Source organism: Pseudoalteromonas sp. MMG006, assembly GCF_018101025.1.
Lineage (GTDB): Bacteria > Pseudomonadota > Gammaproteobacteria > Enterobacterales > Alteromonadaceae > Pseudoalteromonas.
In genome coordinates this window covers 9,281-34,692 of sequence record NZ_JAGJEJ010000022.1, presented here as the reverse complement: position 1 = coordinate 34,692, position 25,412 = coordinate 9,281, and the positions used below count along the sequence as shown (strand labels likewise).

2 protein-coding genes are annotated in these 25,412 nt (G+C 41.1%); both read left to right on the top strand.

Annotated elements, in window-relative coordinates:
- Positions 1–123: 123 nt before the first annotated feature.
- On the top strand, positions 124–12,975 hold the full coding sequence (locus J8L73_RS16650; protein WP_211018766.1) for a non-ribosomal peptide synthetase: 12,852 nt from the start codon (positions 124–126) through the stop codon (positions 12,973–12,975).
- Positions 12,963–25,412 carry a non-ribosomal peptide synthetase gene (locus tag J8L73_RS16645; RefSeq protein ID WP_211018765.1) on the top strand — a complete coding sequence of 4,150 codons (12,450 nt, stop codon included), beginning with the start codon at positions 12,963–12,965 and terminating at the stop codon, positions 25,410–25,412. The genes J8L73_RS16650 and J8L73_RS16645 overlap by 13 nt, the downstream gene beginning before the upstream one ends.

The following is a 25,412-nucleotide window of genomic DNA, read 5'->3' as shown; positions in this document are numbered from 1 at the left end:
AATTGCCGTCTTTTTTGGTGGGTGAGTTAAACGAATTGATGCCTACATCTGTGTTTATTTATCATCATAGTGTGGGTGGTTGTTGATTATTGTAATAAACTTATAACACGGATGGCATAGACGTTGAAAAGAGTTGGACTGACACTTGCCCAGCAAGACATTTATTTTGATCTCCAGAAACACCCTCAAAGTTCGCAATATAATGTAGGAGGATATTTAGACCTTTTATCTGTTGATATTGACAAACTTAGGTCTGCACAGAAATCGCTTGTTGAATCTGAAGAAGTGTTTGGGTTGCGTATTCAAACTGATGAGGATGGAGTATATACGTCTGTTACCAAAGATCGTAATGACAGTCTTCCTCTGTGGGACTTTTCTTTTCACCATGACCCTGAAAAAGAAGTATTAGCTTGGATCAGAAGTAAGCAGTTAGTTCCTTTTGAATATGAAAATGTACAACTTGTCACCGCTCATCTGGTGAAACTAAGTGATGAGAGGTATTGGTATGTCGGCTTTGCCCATCACTTGGCTTTAGATGGGTGGGGGGTATCTAACTGGGTGACGCGTCTCAATGAAATATACGATGGTGAGGTGCCTACTTCAGCAGATTACACTCTGGCAGATGTCATTGATGAAGAGCAAAAGTATTTAGACAGTAGTCGCTACGAAAAAGATAAAGCGTATTGGGCTGCTAATTTAAACTGGCAAGATGTTAAGTTTTTACCGAAGAACTATGAACAACACAAACAGGAGCGTGAGGTACTAGGAAGCAATATCCTGCCAGTTAGTCATGAAAGACACTGTCAAATAGTGACACTTGCAAAAAACTTAAATGTCAGTATCGCACATCACTATATTGCGGCTTTTTTCTGTTTTTTTTCTAGGGTGTACGATCGCAGAGCTCTCGTCTTTGGCGTACCTATTCACAATCGAAAAACTCCAGCACAAAAATCTATGTTGAGTACTTTTTTGAGCATTGCACCTTTAGCGATAAATTTCGATGAAAAAGACAGTTTTGCCGATGTAACAGAAAAAGTGCTAATTAAACAAAAGAAGCAATTCCGTCATCAAAGGTATCCTTTCGGACATTTGTTACGTGATGTTGGTGAAGCAGGTAACGATGATTCGCCGTTTGATGTGATTATTAACTATTTAAAGCTAGAGTCGCAGCAACACTTTGAGCACAAAACTGACCTAGTTTATTTAACTAACGATAATGACCCAACGCCCCTAAATATAACGGTTTGGGAATATGGTGATGAGCCTAACGTTGAAATTAAATTTGATTATAACCAATCTTATTTCTGCGACCAAGAAATTGCATTATTGATACAGAGATTTGAACATTTTTGGAAGCAGTTGTTGGCATCTCCAAGTCGTGCTATTGCTGAATTGCAAAAACTTCCTGAGGCTGAATTACAGTTATTAAACCAAATTAACGAATCAAATGGTAGTGTAGGCGAAGACTCCACAGTTGTTGAACTTTTTGAACAGCAAGCTAGGCAAGAGCCAGATAAAATAGCAGTTGTAGCACATTCACAGGAGATATCTTACAAAGCGTTAAATTTGGCTGCAAATCAGCTATCGAATTTAATGTTGCAGTTGTATGGTTTAGGGAATTACAAAGTTGGAATATGCATTGAACGAAGCAATCAATTAGTTATAGCTCTTCTAGCTGCGTTAAAAGCGAATTACTGCTACATCCCTATAGATCCAGAGCTTCCGGAAGAAAGAGTTCGTTATATGCTGAGTAATGCAGGAGCGAGAGCGATACTGACTACTCGAAAGCAGCAAAAACGATTTGCCAAAACTGAAATGCCATTGTTAGTCATCGACGACTATGCCACAGAAAATGATATTTCAAACCAATCGACAGCAAATGTTGTATCTAATGAACACTATTCAGAACGAAATTTAGCTTATATCACTTATACGTCTGGCTCGACTGGGAAACCTAAAGGCGTTGAAATAAGTAATCAAGCTTTTTATCACTTCATACAAGCATCACACTCAGTTTTGGCGAGTTATGCAACTAAAAATTGGTTGGCGTTAACTACGATTTCGTTTGACATTGCCATGCTCGAAATTTTCTTGCCTCTGCTTTCAGGTGGCACGGTACACATGCTTGCCAGTGAAATGGCAAAGGATGCTAATGCTCTGACTGAATACATTGATGAGAATCAAATTGAAGTGTTACAAGCAACGCCGACAGGTTGGGAAGTTATCTGTAATAGCACTTGGACAGGAAGTCAGCGGTTATTATCTGTTTGTGGTGGTGAACAACTCAGAGCAGAGCTAGCCGCACAAATTAGGCGTATTTGTGGTCAAGGGGTGGTGCATTGTTACGGCCCAACAGAAGCGACTATTTGGTCTCACATGACACATCTTGCACCTGAGCAAGACAATGTAAGGATAGAGGGATTACTGCCAGGCTATCGCCAATTTGTCGTTAACGAGAAACTGGAGTTGCAACCCGTAGGTTGTGTCGGAGAATTGTTACTTGGTGGAACTGGCCTTGCGGAAGGATATGTTGGTAATAAACAGGCCAGCGAAGAGAGTTTTATAACTTTTTCTTCTGCTTCTAATGAAGTTGAAAGAGTATACCGAACAGGTGACATGGTAAGGGTAACTCACAGGGGACAGCTGGAGTTCATTGGCAGGAACGATAGTCAAGTTAAGATCCGAGGCCACCGCATAGAAACAGAAGAAGTTGAAAATGCGCTGTTGAAACTAAATTTTGTCAGAAGTGCAGCCATTATCGTTGAATATGCAACATCTGGTCAAAAGAGCTTGATTGGTTTTGTTACTGTTGAAAATTCTCAATTATCGGATTTGGAACCTAGTGAGATTCCTGAGCTTGTACGAGAACAGCTGACATTAAGTTTACCTACTTACATGATCCCCAAAAATGTTATTGTACTCAAAGAAATGCCACTGACGGCAAATAACAAACTGAATCGAAAAGAGTTGGCAAATTTAGTGACAATCAGTGTTAGCAAAGAAGCTTACACAGAGCCAAAAACTGAATTGCAAAGTAAGTTGTGTAGATTATGGGCTGAACTGCTTCAAAAAGAGCAGATAGGTATCCTAGATAACTTTTTTGAACTCGGAGGCGACTCCTTGCTTGCTGCAAAGTTAGCAGTAGAGATAAACAGTCGTTTTGGACTTAATGTTCCCGGTTCACTTGTTTTTAAACATGCCACTATTGAGTCTTATAGCTTCGCAGCAGCGAAACTAGCATCGCGACCCAACCGACAGCCGATTGAATTAGTTTCTAGAACAACGCCTCAGCGCTTATCTTTTGCTCAGCAATCACTTTTTATCTTACAAACTTCGAATAGTAATAGCGCTAATTACAACATGGTTAACTGTGTGCGATTACGCGGTTTGGTTAATATTGAATTGTTCCAATCTACACTGAAACAGCTAGTAGAAAAACACCAAGTATTAAGCAGTACAATTACTGAAATAAATGGTGCTTATTATCTGGCTTGTGAGGGATATCGTTCAGAGGTATTTGATGTCGTAGATTTACGCAATACTTCCTTTGGTGAGCAGCAACGACGCTTGTCAACACTACTGTATGAAGAAGCTAACCAAGCATTTAATTTACAAAAACAGTTACCGATTAGGGCTAGCTTGTATTTATTGGATGAAACAACATCAGTTGCTTTGTTTAAAGTTCATCATATTGCTTCTGATGGTTGGTCTAACGACTTGTTATTGCAACAATTCTGCGATAGCTATAACAGTGGTGGAGCAAATGATAATTGGTTAGAAAAACAGACTTTACAGTATATTGACTTTGCAGCTTGGCAAAGACAATGGTGTCAGCGGGAGGAGGCGGGGGCATGTACTCTATTTTGGCAGAACTATTTAACCGGAGCTGGAGAGCAGCACGCATTACCAGTTTTGCAACCGGAGCGAGCTACCCTAAGAAATGTTGCCCCAGAGCAACTGACAACAAGTTTAAATCATCGTTTAACTAAATCGCTGAAGGAACTAAGTAAACAGCATAGCGTAACGCTATTTTCCTTGTTAGAGACTACTTTTGCATTATTGGTTTGTAGATTAAGCAATGAAAGTGACATTGTCATAGGAACACCTGTTAGCAATAGACCTGCAGAGTTACATGATGTCGTCGGTTTGTTTGCCAATAGTCTCCCGATTCGCACTCAAGTACGTCAGGATGATGACTTTTCAACTTTATTGTTACGTAATTCATCGTCTATTAAAGATGCAATTCAGCACGGAACTTTGCCATTTGAAGAAATAGTAAGAGCTACGTCGAAACGACATAGCATTGAGCAACATCCGCTATTTCAATTATTTTTCACTTTTCAGCAAAAAACTGAACAATTTAAACTCAATGGACTGGAAGTTTCTGAACAGGCTATTTCACACAATTTATTGAAGTTTGAATTGGAACTTCACGCTTTTGAGAGCTCTACTGCGACAAAAGTTAGTACTACTAAGGAGATTGAGCTTGTTTGGCGATTTGATAGCAATCTTTTCAGTACTGAGTTTATCGATCAACTGACGAAATCTTACCAATTGTTATTGCAAGGGATAGTTGATGGTAAGCATGACAATGTTTGGCAGTTGCCAATAGCTAGAGCTGAAAGTGTTATGCTAAAAGGAGAGTTAAAACCGCACCCGCCTCATGAGCAATACAAAGCTATCCATACTTTAATTAGTGAACAGGCTCAGCAAACTCCCGACCACCCAGCTATTTATTTTAATGGTAGCGTCTTGAGTTATTCTGAGCTAAACACTCAGGTTAATAAATTGGCTAACTACCTTATCGATAGAGGAGTTGTGTCTCAGGATATTGTCGCAGTTTTTCTCCCTCGTTCAACTGAAATGATAGTATCAATTTTGGCCATATTAAAATCTGGTGCAGCGTTTTTACCTATTGATATCTCATCGCCATCAAATCGACTTAAACATATTTTGGATGATGCTTGTGCCAAGCATATATTAATCCAGCGAACTACAGTCAATTCGTTATCTCTGGACTTCTTTGGTAATAAAGAATTGATACATTTAGATTGCCCTAAAGTGGTTCACGATATTAACAAATGCGCTGATATTACCCCTGAAATTGAGTCATTTACACAACACAACCTGGCTTACGTTATTTATACCTCTGGCACAACAGGAACTCCAAAAGGTGTAGCGATTGAGCACCTTAGCTTGTCTAATTTGGTAGTTGCACAACATCCTATGTTTAAGAACAGGCTTTCTAGTCGAGTATTGCAGTTTGCAGCAATTTCTTTTGATGCAGCTGTTTCGGAGTGGGCTACAACTCTTACTCAGGGAGCTACTCTCTACGTTATTGAACCAAATCTGACCAAAGATCCTAAGGCATTGGGAACATTTATTTTAGAGCATGGAATAACTTGTACTACTTTGCCACCGAGTCTTGCTCCACTTTTATCGGATGATGCGTTAAACCAACTTTCAGTGCTTACACTTGCTGGAGAAAAGCCTAACTCTACATTTTTACAATACGCCAGCAAATTCTCTAATTTGAGTATTTATAATGCTTATGGGCCAACCGAAGCGACGGTTTGTACCACCTTTAAAGAGCTAACAAAAGGTGAGTATTCGAATAATCCTAGTATTGGAAAACCAGTGGCGAATACTTCACTTCTAGTATTGAACTCTCATCTTCAACCACAACCACAGGGCATATCAGGTGAGTTGTTTATTAGTGGTGTGGGTTTATCTAGAGGGTATTTAGGACAGCCTCAATTAACTGAAGAAAAATTCATTGAACTCCCTTGGAATGCTTACGGTTGCAATCGATGGTACCGCACTGGAGATCTGGTCCGAGTTAATGGTGAACAGGAGCTTGAGTTTATTAACCGTGTCGATAGCCAGATTAATCTTAGAGGTTACAGAATCGAACCTTCAGAAGTGGTAGAGCAATTATTACGTTTGCCTGAAATAGAAGACAGTGTTGTTTTACTTTCGTCTTCGCTAGAAACTCAAGAAGAAAAAGTATTGGTTGCTTATGTTGTATGTCATTGTAGCGAAGAAGAACAAAACTCTTTGTTACAGGTTTGGCTGGACGCTCTTAGTGTTCATTTACCTGAGTATATGATCCCTAGACATTTTGTTTTTCTTTCTCAACTACCACTTAATGTAAATGGAAAAGTCGATCAAGAAGCGCTCTTAGAAAATAGAAACTTCACTTTGATACGCAATGAATATGTTGTACCTGATAATCAGATTGAAGATGAAATTTGCACGGTGTGGGCGGATGTTCTTAAGGTTAGTCAGGTAGGGGCATCTGACAACTTTTTCTCCATGGGGGGAAGTTCTTTAGATGCCATGAAGGCTGCGGGGCTGCTCGAAAAGCGAATCAAAAAAGAGGTTTCAATTAGAGACATTCTTGAGACGAGAAGTGTTAGAAGTTTGGCTCAACGAATATCTTCTTCTGCTTTCAGTATATTAAACAAAATAGAGCCAAGAGAAGACCAGCAGCAAGAAGCGCCTCTATCTTATGCTCAACAACGTTTGTGGCTGCTAGATCAAATGGATGAAGTAGGCGACAGATATAATATTGCTACTGCCTTAAAGTTATCAGGTAAGTTGGATGTTGATGGAGTTCATTATGCGTTGACACAAATCGTAGAGCGTCATCAAGTGCTGCGCACTTATATTGTCGCGGAAGGCGACCAAGTGAAGCAACGCAGCCATGACAGTGAGCGCTTTTCAGTAAGCCAGAGCGATTTAAGTGCTTTGCCTTTGGACGAGCAAGAACTCCGTTTACAAGTGCTTATGGCAGAAGAGTCTGCGCGAAGTTTTGACTTGTCAGCAGACTTGATGATACGAGCTCGTTTATATCGCTTGTCAGCTCAAGAGTATGTGCTGCAAGTAACCATGCACCACATAGCGTCAGATGGTTGGTCGATGAAGATATTGGTCGATGAATTCCGACATTTTTACGCTCAATCAGAACGAACGGATAAAGCAGCGGCCCTATCATTGCAGTACGCTGATTATGCGAAATGGCAACGTGACTGGTTGCAAGGAGACGTACTGTTAAGACACCAAAACTATTGGCAACAACAGCTTTCTGACCTACCAACAGAGCATGGCCTAGCGCTTGATTTCCCACGCCCTAAAAAGCAAAGCAGCAACGGAGGTTGTTACCGAGACCAGATTTATGTCACGACAGGAGACGCATTACAGGCGTTGTGTCGTCGTCACGATGCCACACTGTTTATGGGGCTGCACACCGTATTTAGTGTGTTGTTAAGTCGCTACAGCCAGGAGTTGGATATTGTTGTCGGCAGTCCAGTTGCCAATCGTGAACAATCGGAAGTCGCAGAGCTCATTGGCTTTTTTGTGAATACTTTGGTGTTGCGTAGTGATCTTTCAGGAGAGCCTGATTTTGTGTCATTACTGGAGCGTAACCGTCGTGTGCTGCTGGATGCGTATGAACACCAGCAAATGCCGTTTGAGCAACTGGTAGAGTTGTTACAGCCTGAGCGCAGTTTAAGCCACAGTCCGTTATTTCAGGTGATGTTGATCTTACAAAATAATGATTCAGCAGAGCTGTCTTTACCAGAGGTTGAAGTGACGACACTGGAGCCTTTGTTGAATGTAGCGAAATATGACCTGACTTTGGTTGTAGAGGAAAGCGAACAAGGGCTAAGGCTAAATTGGGAATACAGCAAGGATGTGTTTACTGAGGCAACGATAACGCGAATGGCAGGTCATTATAAGCAATTGTTGGCGTCGTTGTTGGCTTACCCGAGTGAGAATGTGTTTGACGTTGAGATGTTAACACCGAGTGAACAAGCGGCGAGATACGACGCATTATTACCAGTGGAGCTTTCGGGGTTTTCAGATGTTTACTCTTTATTTTCAGAGCAAGTGCAAAGCAATCCGGATGCGGTAGCGCTTTGGCATAGAGGCGACTCGCTGAGCTACAGTGAGTTGGATAAGCAAGCGAAGAGTTTGGCGGTTTACCTACGAGAGGAGCATGAGGTTTCAGTAGGGGAAAGGGTAGGTGTATTTATACCTCGTTCCTTTGACACAGTGGTGGTGATATTGGGGCTGTTTAAGGCAGGCCTTGTTTATGTTCCGCTGGATGAAAGTGCGCCAGATAGTAGGCTGAATTATCAACTTGAAGATGCTGGGGTGAAGACGGTGTTGACGGACAGCAGTTTGTTAGCACGATTGCCTTTGGAAGTAAGAGGGATTTGTCTGGATGAAGAGACGGTAAAACGGGCAGTGATGGCGCCACAGGGGGTGTTAGAAGAAAAGGATTGGCCGTTACTCACAGCAGAGAGTCTGGCTTATATCATTTATACGTCAGGTTCAACAGGGCAGCCTAAGGGAGTGATGGTAGAGCATGGTCAGTTGAGCAATGTACTGAGTTCGGTAGAAGATGTGTTATCGATGTCAGCGACAGATAGATTAACGAATTTGGCATCGAGTGGGTTTGATATTTCGCTGTTGGAGCAATTGTTACCTTTATTATCAGGAGGGTCAGTGCAATTGCAGAGCAGTGCAGAAGTTCGAGATGTAGGACAACTGGTTAGAGAGATGCAACAGGTGAGTGTGTTGCATGCGGTACCAAGCTTGATGCGAGCTTGGTTAAATGAGGTAGAGCGACAGAGAGTCGATTATCCACAGTTGCGGTGTTTGTTGGTTGGGGGAGAGGCCGTGCCGAAAACCCTAGTTCAGGATGTGCGAGCGTATTTTCCGGATGTTCGCTTAGTGGAATTTTACGGTCCGACAGAGAATACGATTATTAGTACGTATCACGATAAAACGCAGATGCAATCGTCGATGCACTGTATTGGTAGAACATTTAGGCACGTACAAAGCTGTGTCGTTGATGGTAATGGTCGTTTAGCGACACCTGGTTCAGTGGGAGAGTTGTACTTAGGTGGTGGAAGTGTGAGTCGAGGGTACTTACACCGCCCCGAGTTGACAGAAGAGCGATTTATTAATTGTGACTTTTTAGGGCAAGGTGAGAGTCGTTATTATCGAACAGGCGATTTGGTGCGGTTGTTGCCAGATGGGACATTGGAATATGTAGGTCGTAATGACCAGCAGGTTAAAATACGAGGTTATCGTGTTGAGTTAGGTGAGATAGAAGAGAAACTACTTGAGTGCACAGGGGTAAAAGAAGCAGTAGTTAGAGCGCAAGATGTATCAGGGCAAGGAAATACATTGGTGGCGTATGTGACTTTGCTGGAGGAAGAAGGTTCGAGTAGGGGAGCAGAAGATAGGTTAAGGCAGTCATTATCATCGGTGTTACCAACGTATATGTTGCCAGCGCATTATGTGATGATGGCTCAATTACCGCGTAATGAAAATGGCAAATTAAGATTATCTGAGCTACCAGCGCCTGAATTGAAGGGAGAAGAAGGAGAGTATGTAGCGCCAGAGAGTGAGCTTGAGCAATGTTTGAGCAAGGTGTGGTCAAATGTGTTGGGTGTTGAAAAGGTAGGATTGAATGACAACTTCTTTACACTAGGCGGGCATTCGTTATTAGTTGTAGAAGCCATCTCGGCGTTAAAAGAATTAGGCGTAGAGGTATCTGTAGCAGAGTTTTTTGGTGCTGAAACGTTAAGTGGCTTAGCACAAAAAATCGACACTAGTAGCAAAGGTCTTATCAAACCAAAGCACAAGATATTGAGTGATAAGTCTGTTTCGGTAGACGAAAAACAAATTGCTCCGGTTAATTTAAATGAAGAGGAAGTCAAGTCTATAGCAGATAAAATCGGATGCGAAACAGAACAAATAGAAACAATTCTTCCTCTAAGTTCTATTCAAGAAGGCATTCTTTATCATCACTTGTTAAATCCACAAGAGGATATGTATGTGATCCCTGCACTTTTTAAACTGGATAGAAATGTAAGATTGCCCCAGTTTGTCAATGTATTAAATCAAGTTATCCAACGTCATGATGCCCTGAGAACTGTATTTATATGGCAAGGATTAGACTCTCCAAAGCAAATTGTCTTGCGAGAGGCAAAGATAAAACCTGTAAGCATATCTCTGACGGGGCATGGTAGTCCAATTAGCCAATTAAAAGCGAAGTGTAACAAACAGAGTTGTCTTAAAGAGCTTAGCCAAGCACCGCTGTTGGAACTATTTACATGTGAAACCGAAGAAGGTGATTTTGTTTTAATTAACATGCATCACTTAATTTCAGATCACATAGGGCTGGAAATTCTTCGTTCGGAAATTAATGCACTATTAGCCAATGCAAAATTGACATTGGTTCAGCCGACCCAGTTTAGTGACTTTATAACTCATAGCCACAACCACTCCCAAAAGAGACTGGCAGAGTACTTTTTTAAAGAAAATTTTGTGGATTTTTCAATAGCGTCAATGCCTTATGATATGACTCAAGTTAACTGGGATGATCTTGAGTCTAAAGTGACACGAGTAAAATTAACTGAATCGTTAAGTCAAAGTATTAGAAAAGCTTCAGCTTTGTTAATGATGAGCCCCGCAACATTGTTTCACAGCGCATTCGCTTTGGTGATTAGCAAGCTTTGTCAATCTGACGATGTTGTATTTGGAACGGTACAGTCTGGTCGACTTTCTGGTCTAAAAGGCGTAGAAAATATTATGGGCGTATTGATAAATACGCTACCTATTAGAATTAATCTCAGAGATCAAGATGTACTAGGATTACTTACCGAAACCAATGACTTTTTGAGAGAGCTTGTCGCTTTTGAACAAACTTCACTTGCTGAAATACAAAAGTTAAGTGGGATTGAGTCAGGCCAGCCACTGTTCACATGTTTAATGAACTATCGTCACTCTTCGACACAAGATAGTGCATTATCAGGTACTACCAATTACCTAGAGTTTATTCACTCTGTTGATAGAACAAATTACCCGGTAAACGTTAATGTGGATGACTTGGGTGAGCTATTTTCAGTCGAAGTACAAATAGACAGTGAATATAATGTAGAGCTCTTTGTGTCTTATCTGACTGAATCACTTATATTTATTAGTGACGCCTTGCATCGAGATATTTGTCGTCCAGTTGCTAATTTGGGACTTCTCTCTTCTCAAGAGCTGCTTTTACAGCACTCTTGGGCTGAAGGGGAAAAAGTTAAATTTAGCTCCGATAATTTGGTACTGCAATTTTTGGATCAAGTGCGGCGCAATGGAGAAAAAATAGCTGTACAAAGTGGAGATTTGCAGCTTACGTATCAACAACTCTACAGCCTGGCTATTCAGTTATCTGCCAGATTAAAAACTGAAGGTCGTTGCGGTAAAGGCGACCGTGTTGGTCTATGTTATGTACCTTCGATAGAAGGGCTAACATCAATTTGGGCAATTATATTATCAGGAGCAAGCTTTGTTCCATTAGATCCAGATTCGCCAACCACCAGATTAAATTACATTGTTGAAGACGCAGATTTAAAATGCATTATCACTGGGACTGACTTGCTAAGTTTATTCTCTGATTATCAATACAAGGTTGTGACTTTTGACTATACAAATCTGCCATTACAGCAGGTTGAGCCAAGTGTTGAGCAATTTGATAATGATAATAACGAAGAGTTTTTCTACCAACCAGCCTATATCTTGTTTACTTCTGGCTCCACTGGTAAACCTAAAGGTGTTGTTGTTCCTTGGCGGGGACTGCAAAACTATACAGAATTTGCAGCTCAAAATTACTATAGCAACTGTGAAAAGGCTGTTGTATCTGGTTCCTTGGCTTTTGATGCCACTATCACTTCAATATTTGCTCCTTTGTGTAGTGGTTCAACCTGCCAATTGTTGCCTCAACAGGGACTATTTGAAGCCTTATGCTCTGAGATAAGTGAAGCGACTCCTAAAGTTTTTAAGCTAACGCCAGCACATCTTAGTGTGGTTAATGATTTGTACTCACGGCAGTTTGGTTTCCCTTCAGTGGTATCGCAGCACGTATTTGTTGTGGGTGGTGATAAGTTAAATTCAGCCACGGTCAGAGAGCTAAAAAATATTTGCCCTATGGCAAGAGTGATTAATGAATATGGGCCTACTGAAACAACAGTTGGATGTTGTATTCATGAAATTAAAGAATTAACTGAACAAGTCTCAGAAATTGCCATAGGTAAGCCGATTCGAAATACCCAATTATATGTCTTAAATCAAGATCAAGAATTAATACCATTGGGGGCAACAGGTGAACTGTATATTGGTGGCCATGGTTTAGCTCATGGGTACTTAAATAGAGCAGTGTTGACTAATGAAAAGTTTATTACCCCTCCTGCTTCCGTAACAGAGCGGTTCGACACAGAAAATAACCTACTTTATCGAACTGGAGATTTGGTGAAATGGTTACCGAATGGTGAATTACAGTTCTTGGGCAGAAAGGATACTCAACTGAATCGAAATGGTTATAGGATAGAGGCGGGAGAAATTGAGTCGCAACTGGCAAAAGTGCCAGGGGTTATAAATAGTTTTGTATTACAAAGTGAATCGACTAACGCTGGAACTAGAATTGTTGCCTATTTTGTCGCGCATTCCGAACATATAGATAGCGTTCTGTTGACACAACATCTTGAACAAGTTCTGCCTGGATTTATGGTGCCAGACTTACTGATCAAAGTAGAGCACTTACCATTAACTACCAATGGCAAAGTTGACACAAAACGACTGCCTACTCCTGAAGTTATTGCCAACAATAAAGTTGTTATTCAACCAACATCAGAGATTGAAAAGACCTTGCATGAGATTTGGTGCGATGTACTCAGCACACAAAAAATTAGCTGTGACGATAACTTCTTTGACTTAGGTGGGCACTCGTTATTGGCTACTCGTGTAGTGGCCAAAGTGAATCATTACTTCAATCTTAGTTTGAGCTTAAAAGAAGTAATATCACAGCAAACTATTACAAAGCTTGGCAAATATATAGAACAAGAGAAGACGTTGCACAGCAGTCTTCTAACAAACGTTGAATTAGATAGTGAAGATGAAGAAGTATGGGAATTATAGATATTAGGGAAAGATTGCTTTGTATTGCAGAGTTGGGGATCAAACTTCAGGTTGCAGAAAATAAGCTTCGCCTTTCGGGAAATCTTCACGCACTTGATGAAGAAGCAAAGCAATTTATAAAACAAAATAAAAGCGCAATTATTGAGTTGATCAATAAGAAAAGTGAGCAGATTGTCAAAATAGAGCCAAGAGAAGACCAGCAACAAGAAGCGCCTCTATCTTATGCTCAACAACGTTTGTGGCTGCTAGATCAAATGGATGAAGTAGGCGACAGATATAATATTGCTACTGCCTTAAAGTTATCAGGTAAGTTGGATGTTGATGGAGTTCATTATGCGTTGACACAAATCGTAGAGCGTCATCAAGTGCTGCGCACTTATATTGTCGCGGAAGGCGACCAAGTGAAGCAACGCAGCCATGACAGTGAGCGCTTTTCAGTAAGCCAGAGCGATTTAAGTGCTTTGCCTTTGGACGAGCAAGAACTCCGTTTACAAGTGCTTATGGCAGAAGAGTCTGCGCGAAGTTTTGACTTGTCAGCAGACTTGATGATACGAGCTCGTTTATATCGCTTGTCAGCTCAAGAGTATGTGCTGCAAGTAACCATGCACCACATAGCGTCAGATGGTTGGTCGATGAAGATATTGGTCGATGAATTCCGACATTTTTACGCTCAATCAGAACGAACGGATAAAGCAGCGGCCCTATCATTGCAGTACGCTGATTATGCGAAATGGCAACGTGACTGGTTGCAAGGAGACGTACTGTTAAGACACCAAAACTATTGGCAACAACAGCTTTCTGACCTACCAACAGAGCATGGCCTAGCGCTTGATTTCCCACGCCCTAAAAAGCAAAGCAGCAACGGAGGTTGTTACCGAGACCAGATTTATGTCACGACAGGAGACGCATTACAGGCGTTGTGTCGTCGTCACGATGCCACACTGTTTATGGGGCTGCACACCGTATTTAGTGTGTTGTTAAGTCGCTACAGCCAGGAGTTGGATATTGTTGTCGGCAGTCCAGTTGCCAATCGTGAACAATCGGAAGTCGCAGAGCTCATTGGCTTTTTTGTGAATACTTTGGTGTTGCGTAGTGATCTTTCAGGAGAGCCTGATTTTGTGTCATTACTGGAGCGTAACCGTCGTGTGCTGCTGGATGCGTATGAACACCAGCAAATGCCGTTTGAGCAACTGGTAGAGTTGTTACAGCCTGAGCGCAGTTTAAGCCACAGTCCGTTATTTCAGGTGATGTTGATCTTACAAAATAATGATTCAGCAGAGCTGTCTTTACCAGAGGTTGAAGTGACGACACTGGAGCCTTTGTTGAATGTAGCGAAATATGACCTGACTTTGGTTGTAGAGGAAAGCGAACAAGGGCTAAGGCTAAATTGGGAATACAGCAAGGATGTGTTTACTGAGGCAACGATAACGCGAATGGCAGGTCATTATAAGCAATTGTTGGCGTCGTTGTTGGCTTACCCGAGTGAGAATGTGTTTGACGTTGAGATGTTAACACCGAGTGAACAAGCGGCGAGATACGACGCATTATTACCAGTGGAGCTTTCGGGGTTTTCAGATGTTTACTCTTTATTTTCAGAGCAAGTGCAAAGCAATCCGGATGCGGTAGCGCTTTGGCATAGAGGCGACTCGCTGAGCTACAGTGAGTTGGATAAGCAAGCGAAGAGTTTGGCGGTTTACCTACGAGAGGAGCATGAGGTTTCAGTAGGGGAAAGGGTAGGTGTATTTATACCTCGTTCCTTTGACACAGTGGTGGTGATATTGGGGCTGTTTAAGGCAGGCCTTGTTTATGTTCCGCTGGATGAAAGTGCGCCAGATAGTAGGCTGAATTATCAACTTGAAGATGCTGGGGTGAAGACGGTGTTGACGGACAGCAGTTTGTTAGCACGATTGCCTTTGGAAGTAAGAGGGATTTGTCTGGATGAAGAGACGGTAAAACGGGCAGTGATGGCGCCACAGGGGGTGTTAGAAGAAAAGGATTGGCCGTTACTCACAGCAGAGAGTCTGGCTTATATCATTTATACGTCAGGTTCAACAGGGCAGCCTAAGGGAGTGATGGTAGAGCATGGTCAGTTGAGCAATGTACTGAGTTCGGTAGAAGATGTGTTATCGATGTCAGCGACAGATAGATTAACGAATTTGGCATCGAGTGGGTTTGATATTTCGCTGTTGGAGCAATTGTTACCTTTATTATCAGGAGGGTCAGTGCAATTGCAGAGCAGTGCAGAAGTTCGAGATGTAGGACAACTGGTTAGAGAGATGCAACAGGTGAGTGTGTTGCATGCGGTACCAAGCTTGATGCGAGCTTGGTTAAATGAGGTAGAGCGACAGAGAGTCGATTATCCACAGTTGCGGTGTTTGTTGGTTGGGGGAGAGGCCGTGCCGAAAACCCTAGTTCAGGATGTGCGAGCGTATTTTCCGGATGTTCGCTTAGTGGAATTTTACGGTCCGACAGAGAATACGATTATTAGTACGTATCACGATAAAACGCAGATGCAATCGTCGATGCACTGTATTGGTAGAACATTTAGGCACGTACAAAGCTGTGTCGTTGATGGTAATGGTCGTTTAGCGACACCTGGTTCAGTGGGAGAGTTGTACTTAGGTGGTGGAAGTGTGAGTCGAGGGTACTTACACCGCCCCGAGTTGACAGAAGAGCGATTTATTAATTGTGACTTTTTAGGGCAAGGTGAGAGTCGTTATTATCGAACAGGCGATTTGGTGCGGTTGTTGCCAGATGGGACATTGGAATATGTAGGTCGTAATGACCAGCAGGTTAAAATACGAGGTTATCGTGTTGAGTTAGGTGAGATAGAAGAGAAACTACTTGAGTGCACAGGGGTAAAAGAAGCAGTAGTTAGAGCGCAAGATGTATCAGGGCAAGGAAATACATTGGTGGCGTATGTGACTTTGCTGGAGGAAGAAGGTTCGAGTAGGGGAGCAGAAGATAGGTTAAGGCAGTCATTATCATCGGTGTTACCAACGTATATGTTGCCAGCGCATTATGTGATGATGGCTCAATTACCGCGTAATGAAAATGGCAAATTAAGATTATCTGAGCTACCAGCGCCTGAATTGAAGGGAGAAGAAGGAGAGTATGTAGCGCCAGAGAGTGAGCTTGAGCAATGTTTGAGCAAGGTGTGGTCAAATGTGTTGGGTGTTGAAAAGGTAGGATTGAATGACAACTTCTTTACACTAGGCGGGCATTCGTTATTAGCCATTAAAGTGTGTAACCAACTAAAAGACTTACTGCAAATTGATATTCCTATCAATGTTATTTTCGAGAGTGACAGTCTAAAGACCACTGCGCAAGAGATAGCTCAAAAAAGCGAAGGCAGATCAGTACCTCTTGTTGTTCGACAAGACCAAACTTCTCTGGCTCCTGCATCATATGGACAAAGAAAACTTTGGTTAGCTGATAAAGTTGCTGAAACCAAATCTGGTTACAATATTACTGAAGCTCTACAACTAAGAGGAACACTCGATAAAGAAGCGTTAAAGCGTTCATTGGCAGTTATAACAGAACGTCACGAGCCATTGAGAAGTAACCTGATAACACAGGATGACTTGCCTTATATCAAGGTGAGCAAAACAATTGACCTGCCATATGAAGAAATTAGTGTAGAGAAACTCGATAGCGCAGAACAACAGCTACGAGTTAATGCAATCAGAACTGACTTGTCTCACAAACACTATAACTTGGCTGAAGATATACTCTTTGATGTGGTAGTTATTACCCTAAGCGAAGATTTACATGTATTAACTTTGAGCTTTCATCATGTGATCACCGATGAATGGTCTACTGATATATTGATCAAAGAGTTACAACAAATTTACGGTGGTTTAGTCAAAGCGCAAGCTACCGAATTTGAGCCCCTTAGTGTTTGTTATTCTGATTATGCAAGTTGGCACAATAACCTAGTTGAAAGCTCTAATTTAGATCTCTCTTACTGGGAAAACAAACTGGGTGACTTACCAGAGCTACATTCACTGCCTGTTGATAATGTCTGCCGTGCAAAGGATAAGTTAATATCGAAAGAAACTATTGTTACGGTTGAAGGCCCGACATCAGTAAATTTAAAGAAATTGATGAACAGCTTAGGCGTAACTGAGTTTGTATTTTTCCAATCCTTATTCAGCTTATTTATAGCTAGGATATCTGGCGAAAGCGACATTGTGATAGGGACACCAATATCCGGACGCATAGATTCAAAATTGGAAGCTATGGTAGGGATGTTCGTGAATACCCTAGTTATTAGAAACAATATTGATTTATCGGTTGGGTTTTTGGACTTTATCCAACACAACAAGCAAAACGTAATTGAAGCGTTTGAACATCAAAATGTGCCATTTGAAAAGCTGGTTGATCATATTAATCCAAACCGAATAGCAGGAAAACATCCACTCTTTCAGATAATGTTTGCAGTCAGACAAGAGCAGTCCGTTGATTTTTGTTTACCAGCTCTTAATGTGGAGAGGTTGGCCCCTGTTAGTAATGAATCGCTGTTTGACTTGTCTTTGAATGTGAGCACTAGCTCGGAAACTTTCAAGTTTGCTTGGGGTTATGACCCAAGCTTGTTTACTGAAGCTACGATAGCCAGCTTTGCTGGAGCCTTTTTGCAGTTGTTAGAAAGTGTGGGTAATAACTCCAATTTGCCGCTAAGTGTGATTGATATACTGCCGAGTGAGCAAAAAGACCGTATTATGGCGCGACAGCAAAATAACTTCAATGGAGTGGACGAGCAGCCAAAAACTATTGATTATTTCATTGTTAAATATGCAAATCTAGAGTCATCAGCAGTTGCATTGTCTTACCAAGAACAGACGCTCAATTATGCTGAACTAAATAATAAGGTGCAAAAGACGGCGCTTCAATTAAGCAGCAAAGGTGTCCGAAAAGGAGCAATTGTTGGCGTATCTGTTTTAGCTGCATTGGACAACACTATCTTGATGTTGGCATTGTTCAGATTAGGGGCTACTTATTTACCTTTAGACCAAGACTTCCCTCAAGACCGACTAGCGTATATGAGTCAAGATGCGGGAGTAACATTCTTGATTTCTGAGCCTCATTTTTCGCTCAAATTATCAGAGCAAAATATCATCCGATTGACCCCAACAGAATGTTTTAGTGATGATGTTACTTTGTCTGATGAGCTGCCGTTATTACCTCCGCAAGAACTCTTACATGAAACGGCTTATATTATTTATACATCTGGCTCTACCGGCCAGCCTAAAGGTGTTCCTATTAGTCAGTCGCAATTATTGAATTGTTTGGTTTCAGTGACGAAATCGTTAGATATTAAGCCTTCTGACATTATTGCGAACATTGCATCACCAGCCTTTGATATTGCAATACTGGAACAGATAATACCGCTAATTTCTGGTGCTACTTCACGATTGATTAATAGGCAAAAAAGAACAGATTTAAATTATCTAATTGATGCCACACAAGATGTAACTTGTTTGCATGCTGTACCTACTTTGATGGCTGAGTGGCTCCAAGCGACCAAGCAAAGACAAGATAGACCATACCAAAACCTACGATATTTATTTGTCGGCGGAGAGGAAGTTCCAAGAAAACTTATCACTGATTTGCAACAGTATTTTTCAAACTCTGAGTTAGTTGAGTTTTACGGCCCAACCGAAAACACCATTATTTCAACTTTTGATATTAAGTCTAGCTCGGAAAAATTGGTTAATAACTGCATAGGTAAAGCATTTGAGCACATAGAAACCTTTGTTGTTGACGAATATTTACAACCTGTACCTGAAGGAGTGGTAGGAGAATTACTGCTAGGTGGTAGAGCTTTAACGAATGGCTACATCAACCAAACGGAACAACAAGCCTGTAAATTTGTTTCTCTACCATGGTACTCAATGGCTAACAGATTTTACAAAACGGGCGATATGGTAAAACTTGATGCTGTCGGTAAGTTGCAGTTTATAGGTCGTAAAGATGAACAAATTAAGATCCGAGGCATCAGGGTTGAACTCACCGAAATAGAGCATTGTATAGAGCAGTTACCACTTGTAACAAAGGCCGTAGTAGTTAAGAGTGCAGTGGGAGAAAGCTTATCTGCATTTGTGCAGGCAGAAGAGCAATCGCCGCAAGATAATAAAATGAAGCTATTGGTGTTGAATCATATTACTGAGCACTTGCCTCATTATATGGTACCTAGAACAGTTGACTTTGTTACTGAGTTTCCAACTACTAGCACTGGTAAGCTAAATAGAAAGTTTCTTGCTAGTAAAAAAATGACTGCTGGTGACTCAGAAGAGTATGTAGCACCGAAAAATAAGTTACAGCAATGGCTTTGTTCTGCTTGTTGTCAATTGTTAGGCCTTGATCAGGTTAGCATTGACAGTAACTTTTTCGAAAGTGGTGGTAACTCTTTATTGGCAATGCGTTTTATCAATCAACTCCAAGAGCTGTTATCAACTCCTTTAAATACCAGAGTGATATTTGATTACCCAACGATAAGAATCTTATCTCAGGTATTATCGCAACAGTTTGCTGAGAAATTGATTGAGCTCGAGCTACTTAATCAAAATCTTGTTGTTGAGCAAATTAAACAATCCAGTATATCAACGATAGCACTAAGCGCTCCTGAAGCTTCTTCTTTACCAGAATTAGTGATCTCAGAGAATAAAGACGAAATTCCGCTGTCTTATGCTCAACAGCGCCTTTGGTTTATCGACAATTTGCAAGATGGCAGTGCACATTACCATATGCCTGCAGTCTTGCGGTTACAAGGCAAGCTTGATGTAGCAGCCCTAGGAAGAGCATTTAAAGAGATTGTTTGTCGTCATGAAGCGCTGAGAACTGTTATCAAAGATACAGATACTGGTACAAAACAAGTTATTCAGGAAGCAGACAATTTTGCGCTGACTTTCTATGATTTTACTGATTTGAGCGAGGAGCTCAGGAGTGTCAAGTTATCCAAGTTAGTTACTGAAAATGAGTATACAGCATTCGACTTGAGTCAAGACTATATGTTGCGAAGCTCTTTGGCTAAAGTTGGCGAGGATACCTATAAGCTGCTCTTTAATATGCATCACATTTCCTCTGATGGATGGTCTATGGGAGTACTAATCAGAGAGTTAGGCATTTTATACAATGCTTTTATTCAAAGTCAGGAGAGCCCCTTATCTGAGTTATTGGTGCAATATTCTGATTATTCTCATTGGCAAAAAGAATGGTTACAAGGGAAGTTGTTTGATCGACAACTCCAGTTCTGGCTAAAGCAGCTTGACAATATGCCGCTATTACACAATTTGCCACTCGATTACCCGAGACCAATGAAACAGGGGATTGCAGGAGAGCAATATTGTCAGTCTTTAGATCAAAACCTTGTGGCAAAGCTTAGTATTTTATGCAGTCGCTACGAAGTCACGACATTTATGTTGTTGCACAGTGTATTTGCACTGGTGCTTTCTCGTTTTAGTGGTGACAATGATGTGGTTGTAGGCTCGCCAGTTGCAGGACGAAATCACGAAGGTTTAGAGCCATTGATCGGCTTTTTCGTAAATAGCCTAGTAATGCGTACAAAGATAGATCCTAAAGACAGCTTTGAATCTTTGTTACTCAAGAACAAGTTGGAAAATATTGATGTATTTAATCATCAACACTTTCCTTTTGATTTACTTGTTGAAAAGTTAAGCCCAAATAGAAGTTTAAGCCACCATCCTTTATTTCAGATTGCATTTGCAGTACAGAGTAATGACTTACCAGAGTTGGCACTCAAAGATGTTGAGATTGATCTTGAATACGCGACAAATCGTTACAGTCGATTTGATATGGCTCTTAATGTTGTAGAGCAAGATGACAAGCTTGAATTGAATTGGTGTTTTAATCAGGAGTTGTTCGCGCAAGATACGATTTTTCGATTAGCAAAAGCATTTGAAACATTGGCGAATGAAATATGCCGAGATCCTAAGTTGAATGTTTATAAACTTATGCTGACCGACGAGCCAACAGCACCGCCACTTAGTTTGATAGAAAATAAGTGGGCTCCTCAATCGTGCATACATCAATTAATTGAAACACAAGTAGAAAAGGCTCCTGATAACGTCGCGTTAGTTTATGAGGACATTACTTATACTTATGACGAGGTTAATAAAAAAGCCAACCAACTGGCTAGACTACTTCGTAATGCCGGGGCAACCAATGACAGTGTGATTGCTCTATGTTTGGAACGTTCTGTAGAGATGGTCGTGGCTATTTTGGCTGTACTAAAATCTGGTGCCGCTTACTTGCCAATTGATCCAGAATACCCAGTAAAACGAATTAATACGATTTTGTATGATGCGAAACCTTTGCTCCTTATCAAGCACCATGATCTTTTCCACGGCGATGGTATTGCCGGGATGCAGCTTCTTGATTTAGACGATAAAGAAACTCAAGAGGGAATAAATAAACAATGTGATACGAACTTACAGCAAGTGAACTCAACTCCTGATGATTTGGTTTATGTTATCTACACCTCAGGTACAACTGGTACGCCGAAAGGAGTAATGGTTGAGCATAAAGCTTTGCTTAATCGCATAGACTGGATGCAACAGCAATATCAATTAGATAACAATGAAACTGTGTTACAAAAAACGCCTTACAGTTTTGATGTTTCAGCTTGGGAGTTTTTCTGGACCTTAAGTTATGGAGCTAAATTGGTTGTAGCAGAACCTGGAGGCCATAGAGATCCGGTTTATTTGTCTAATTTGATGGCACAAGCTGAAGTTTCTATCTGCCACTTTGTACCGTCAATGTTAAATGCTTATTTGACTGAAGAGGTAGCAACATTCCCTAAAAGCTTAAAACGTATTTTCTGTGGTGGTGAAACTCTCGACATCCGTGCAGTTGAGATGCTTGCTGAAGCAGCTCCATGGATTCAAGTTGACAACTTTTATGGACCTACGGAAGCTGCTATTGGCATCACTTGTTTTCCATGCTCAGAACTCAGCAAATATCGCACTATACCTATAGGTAAGCCTATTCAAAATGTTGAAGTACTGCTCTTGGGCGAAGAAGGGGGACCAAGTCCAGATGGTGCAATTGGTGAGCTTTATATCGGGGGCGCACCATTGGCGAGAGGTTACATCAATAATGTCGCTGAGACAGAGGCCAAATTTGTATGGCTTACTCACCCAGTCACAAAAATTAATACGCGATATTATCGAACGGGGGACAAAGTTCGCCGTTTGTTTGATGGCAATCTTGAATATCATGGCAGAGTTGATGATCAGGTTAAGCTACGTGGAGTTCGTATTGAGCTGGCGGAGATTCGGAACACTTTATTAAGAATTGATGAGTCAATTAGTGGTGCTCACGTACGCATAGTCAGCCCTGATGAACAGAACAACGGTGGTGAGCAACTGGTGGCTTACGTAACACCTTCGCATCAAGTGATGACGGGCTCCACAATAGACACAGAAGAAGGCTGGTGTCGAGATTGGGAAGCTGTGTTTGATGCTGCGCATGAACACGAAGTTCCAGTAGAAATTGATTTGGATATTGGTTGGTGGACAAGCAGCTTAACCAATGAACAAATTTCTCGAACTGAAATGAAAGCTTGGGTTGAAGCTACAGTAGCAAGAATCACAGCTTTAAAGCCTGAGCGACTGCTTGAGGTTGGGTGCGGGACTGGCATGCTACTGTATCGTTATGCTCCGCAATGTAAAGAGGTCAGAGCACTAGACATATCAAAGACTGTACTTGCTCAGGTACAGTCTGAGTTAACTCGGCGAGAAATAACTAACGTTCAACTGCAGCATGGTGATGCATTGTCGGTAAAAAATACTCAAGCTGAATACTACGATACCGCAGTGATAAATTCAGTTGTGCAGTATTTCCCAAGTCAAACTTATCTTGAAAAAGTTATTGAACTGCTTCTTACAAGCGTTTGTCCTGGAGGTCAAATTTTTATTGGCGATGTTCGTAATTTAGATTTACATGAACATTTTCTATTGGCAGTGTCAGAGCTAAAAGCATTGGATAATGGCTGGAACATTGATGAGTTACAAAGGCAATTATTACTATTGCGAAACGCTGAGGAAGAGTTGCTTATCAGCCCAGCCTATTTTTCTGCGTTAGCTGAAAAATATAAGAGCATTTCCCACGTTGATATTGAGATTAAGACAGAGTTTGGTGATACCGAAATGGTTCGCTACAGATATGATGTAGTTATACATAAAACCTCAGAAAGTGAGATCTCAGAAAAAGTAAACACTTGGTTCGAATACAACAATTTATATGAAGCTGAGCGCTTGCTTGAAAGAAGCAAACTCGATGTTTTCGGCGTGTCGGGAATTCCAAATGACAGGTTGTACAGAGAACAGCAGCTTATCAATAGGATGTATCAATGCTCACCTGGTGAGTCATCTGAGATATTCTTTTCTAGTGTAACTAAACCTGACACTGTATCTCCATTGGATGCGTTAAAACGTCAAGCTGAATCTCAGGGATATATTTGTTATCCAACATGGTCGGTAGATAAGACTTGTATAGATCTTATTGTTAGCCGCATAGGCAAACCCCAGATCTTACCTAGAGAGTCTTACAAGGTCACAAGGTTGACAAATTACCCTCAACTGCAAAGCATTTCAGGAGATTTAATCAACAGATGTAAGTCGCTACTTGCTGAAGCGTTACCAAACTTCATGCAACCGGTTCATTATTTTGTATTGCCTGAATTACCTGTGACTTTAAACGGTAAAGTAGATAATGATCGACTTCCTAGAATAACTGCTTTAGTCACCCCAGCTAGTTCAATAAGTGAAGCGGTAACGGAAACTGAAAAATTACTTTGTCAGATTTGGCAAGAAATTCTTGATCGAAGGTCAATTGGGATAGATGACGACTTCTTTGCTTTAGGTGGACACTCTTTGTTGGCCATTCGTGTCATTAGCCAGGTACGTAATCGACTAGGCATTGAAGTGCCGCTGAAATTATTGTTTAAAAATGCCACCATTAGGTCGTTTGCTCAGGGTCTACAAGACATTACTCAAGATTCGCTACTGCCTCCGATAACGCCGGTAGAGCGCGAAGTCTATATGGCCCCATCATTTGCCCAAAAACGTTTGTGGTTTATTGATCGAATAGAAGGCAACAGCGCTCATTACAATATGCCTAGCGCACTGAAATTCGAAGGCGAATTAGATGTAGCCAAACTGCAGCAAACGTTTGCGAAAATAGTGAGCCGTCACGAAGCTCTGCGCACAAATTTCGTGGAACAAGAGGGGGATGTTTATCAGGTCATCTCAGAGCAATCCAATTTTGAAATGCGAGTTGAAGATGTGTCGCATTTGAATGGAATAACAAGAGATAATGCAATTCATCAGCTAACCAATGACGTTGTCACTCAGGAATTTGATTTAGCTAATGACTCTTTATGGAGAGTTCTATTGATTAAGATTGCTGAGTTGGAGTCTTTAGTCGTGATCAATCTGCATCATATTGTGGCAGATGGCTGGTCTATGGGCATCCTAATTGGAGAAATCAATCACATATACAAGCACTTAACTCAAGGTGTAGACGATGAACTGGCTCCGTTGGAAGTGCAGTATGCCGATTATTCTCATTGGCAAAATCAGTGGATGGCAGGAAAGGTTCGAGATGATGAACTTAAATTCTGGAAAAAACAGTTAAATAATGTTCCTGCCTTACATAGCTTGCCGCTAGATTACCCTAGACCTGCGGAGTTAGGCGTTAAAGGTGAACGTAAAGTAGCCACTATATCGTCAGAGTTGTTAACAAGGATTAAAGCGGTTTGTGCCGAGCAGGAATGTACTTTATTTATGTTTTTGCAAACAGCTTTCGCTTTGCTTCTATCACGCTGCAGTAATGAAAATGAAGTAGTAATGGGGACGCCTGTAGCGGGACGAAATGATACAGCTTTAGAGCCTTTGATTGGTTTTTTTGTTAATTCTTTAGTACTGAGAACCGAGTTCGACCAAAACGAGACATTTACTCAATTACTAACGCGGAATAAAGGTGACATTCTGTCGGCGTTTGAAAATCAACACGTACCTTTCGAATTAATTGTTGAGGAAATAAACGCACCACGCAGCCTGAGTCATCATCCTGTCTTCCAAGTTTTATTTTCACTACAGAACACAGAAAAGCAATTATTAGAGATTGATAATGTAGTTTGGAATCCATACAATTTAGAAAATGGGAACATAAAGTTTGATCTCGAATTGACCGCAACAGAAAAAAGTGGACAGATTGAACTGATTTGGTGTTACAACCTCGACTTGTTTAAAGAAGGTACGATTCTGCATCTTGTTGAAAGTTATATGGCCTTACTTAACAGTATCTTAGATAATCTTGATACTTCGGTACTTTCTTTAAAGCTAATTGAGTATGAGCAAGAAGTCGAATCTACAGAGCACTCCATAAGTAAACAAATAGAAACGGAATGGTAA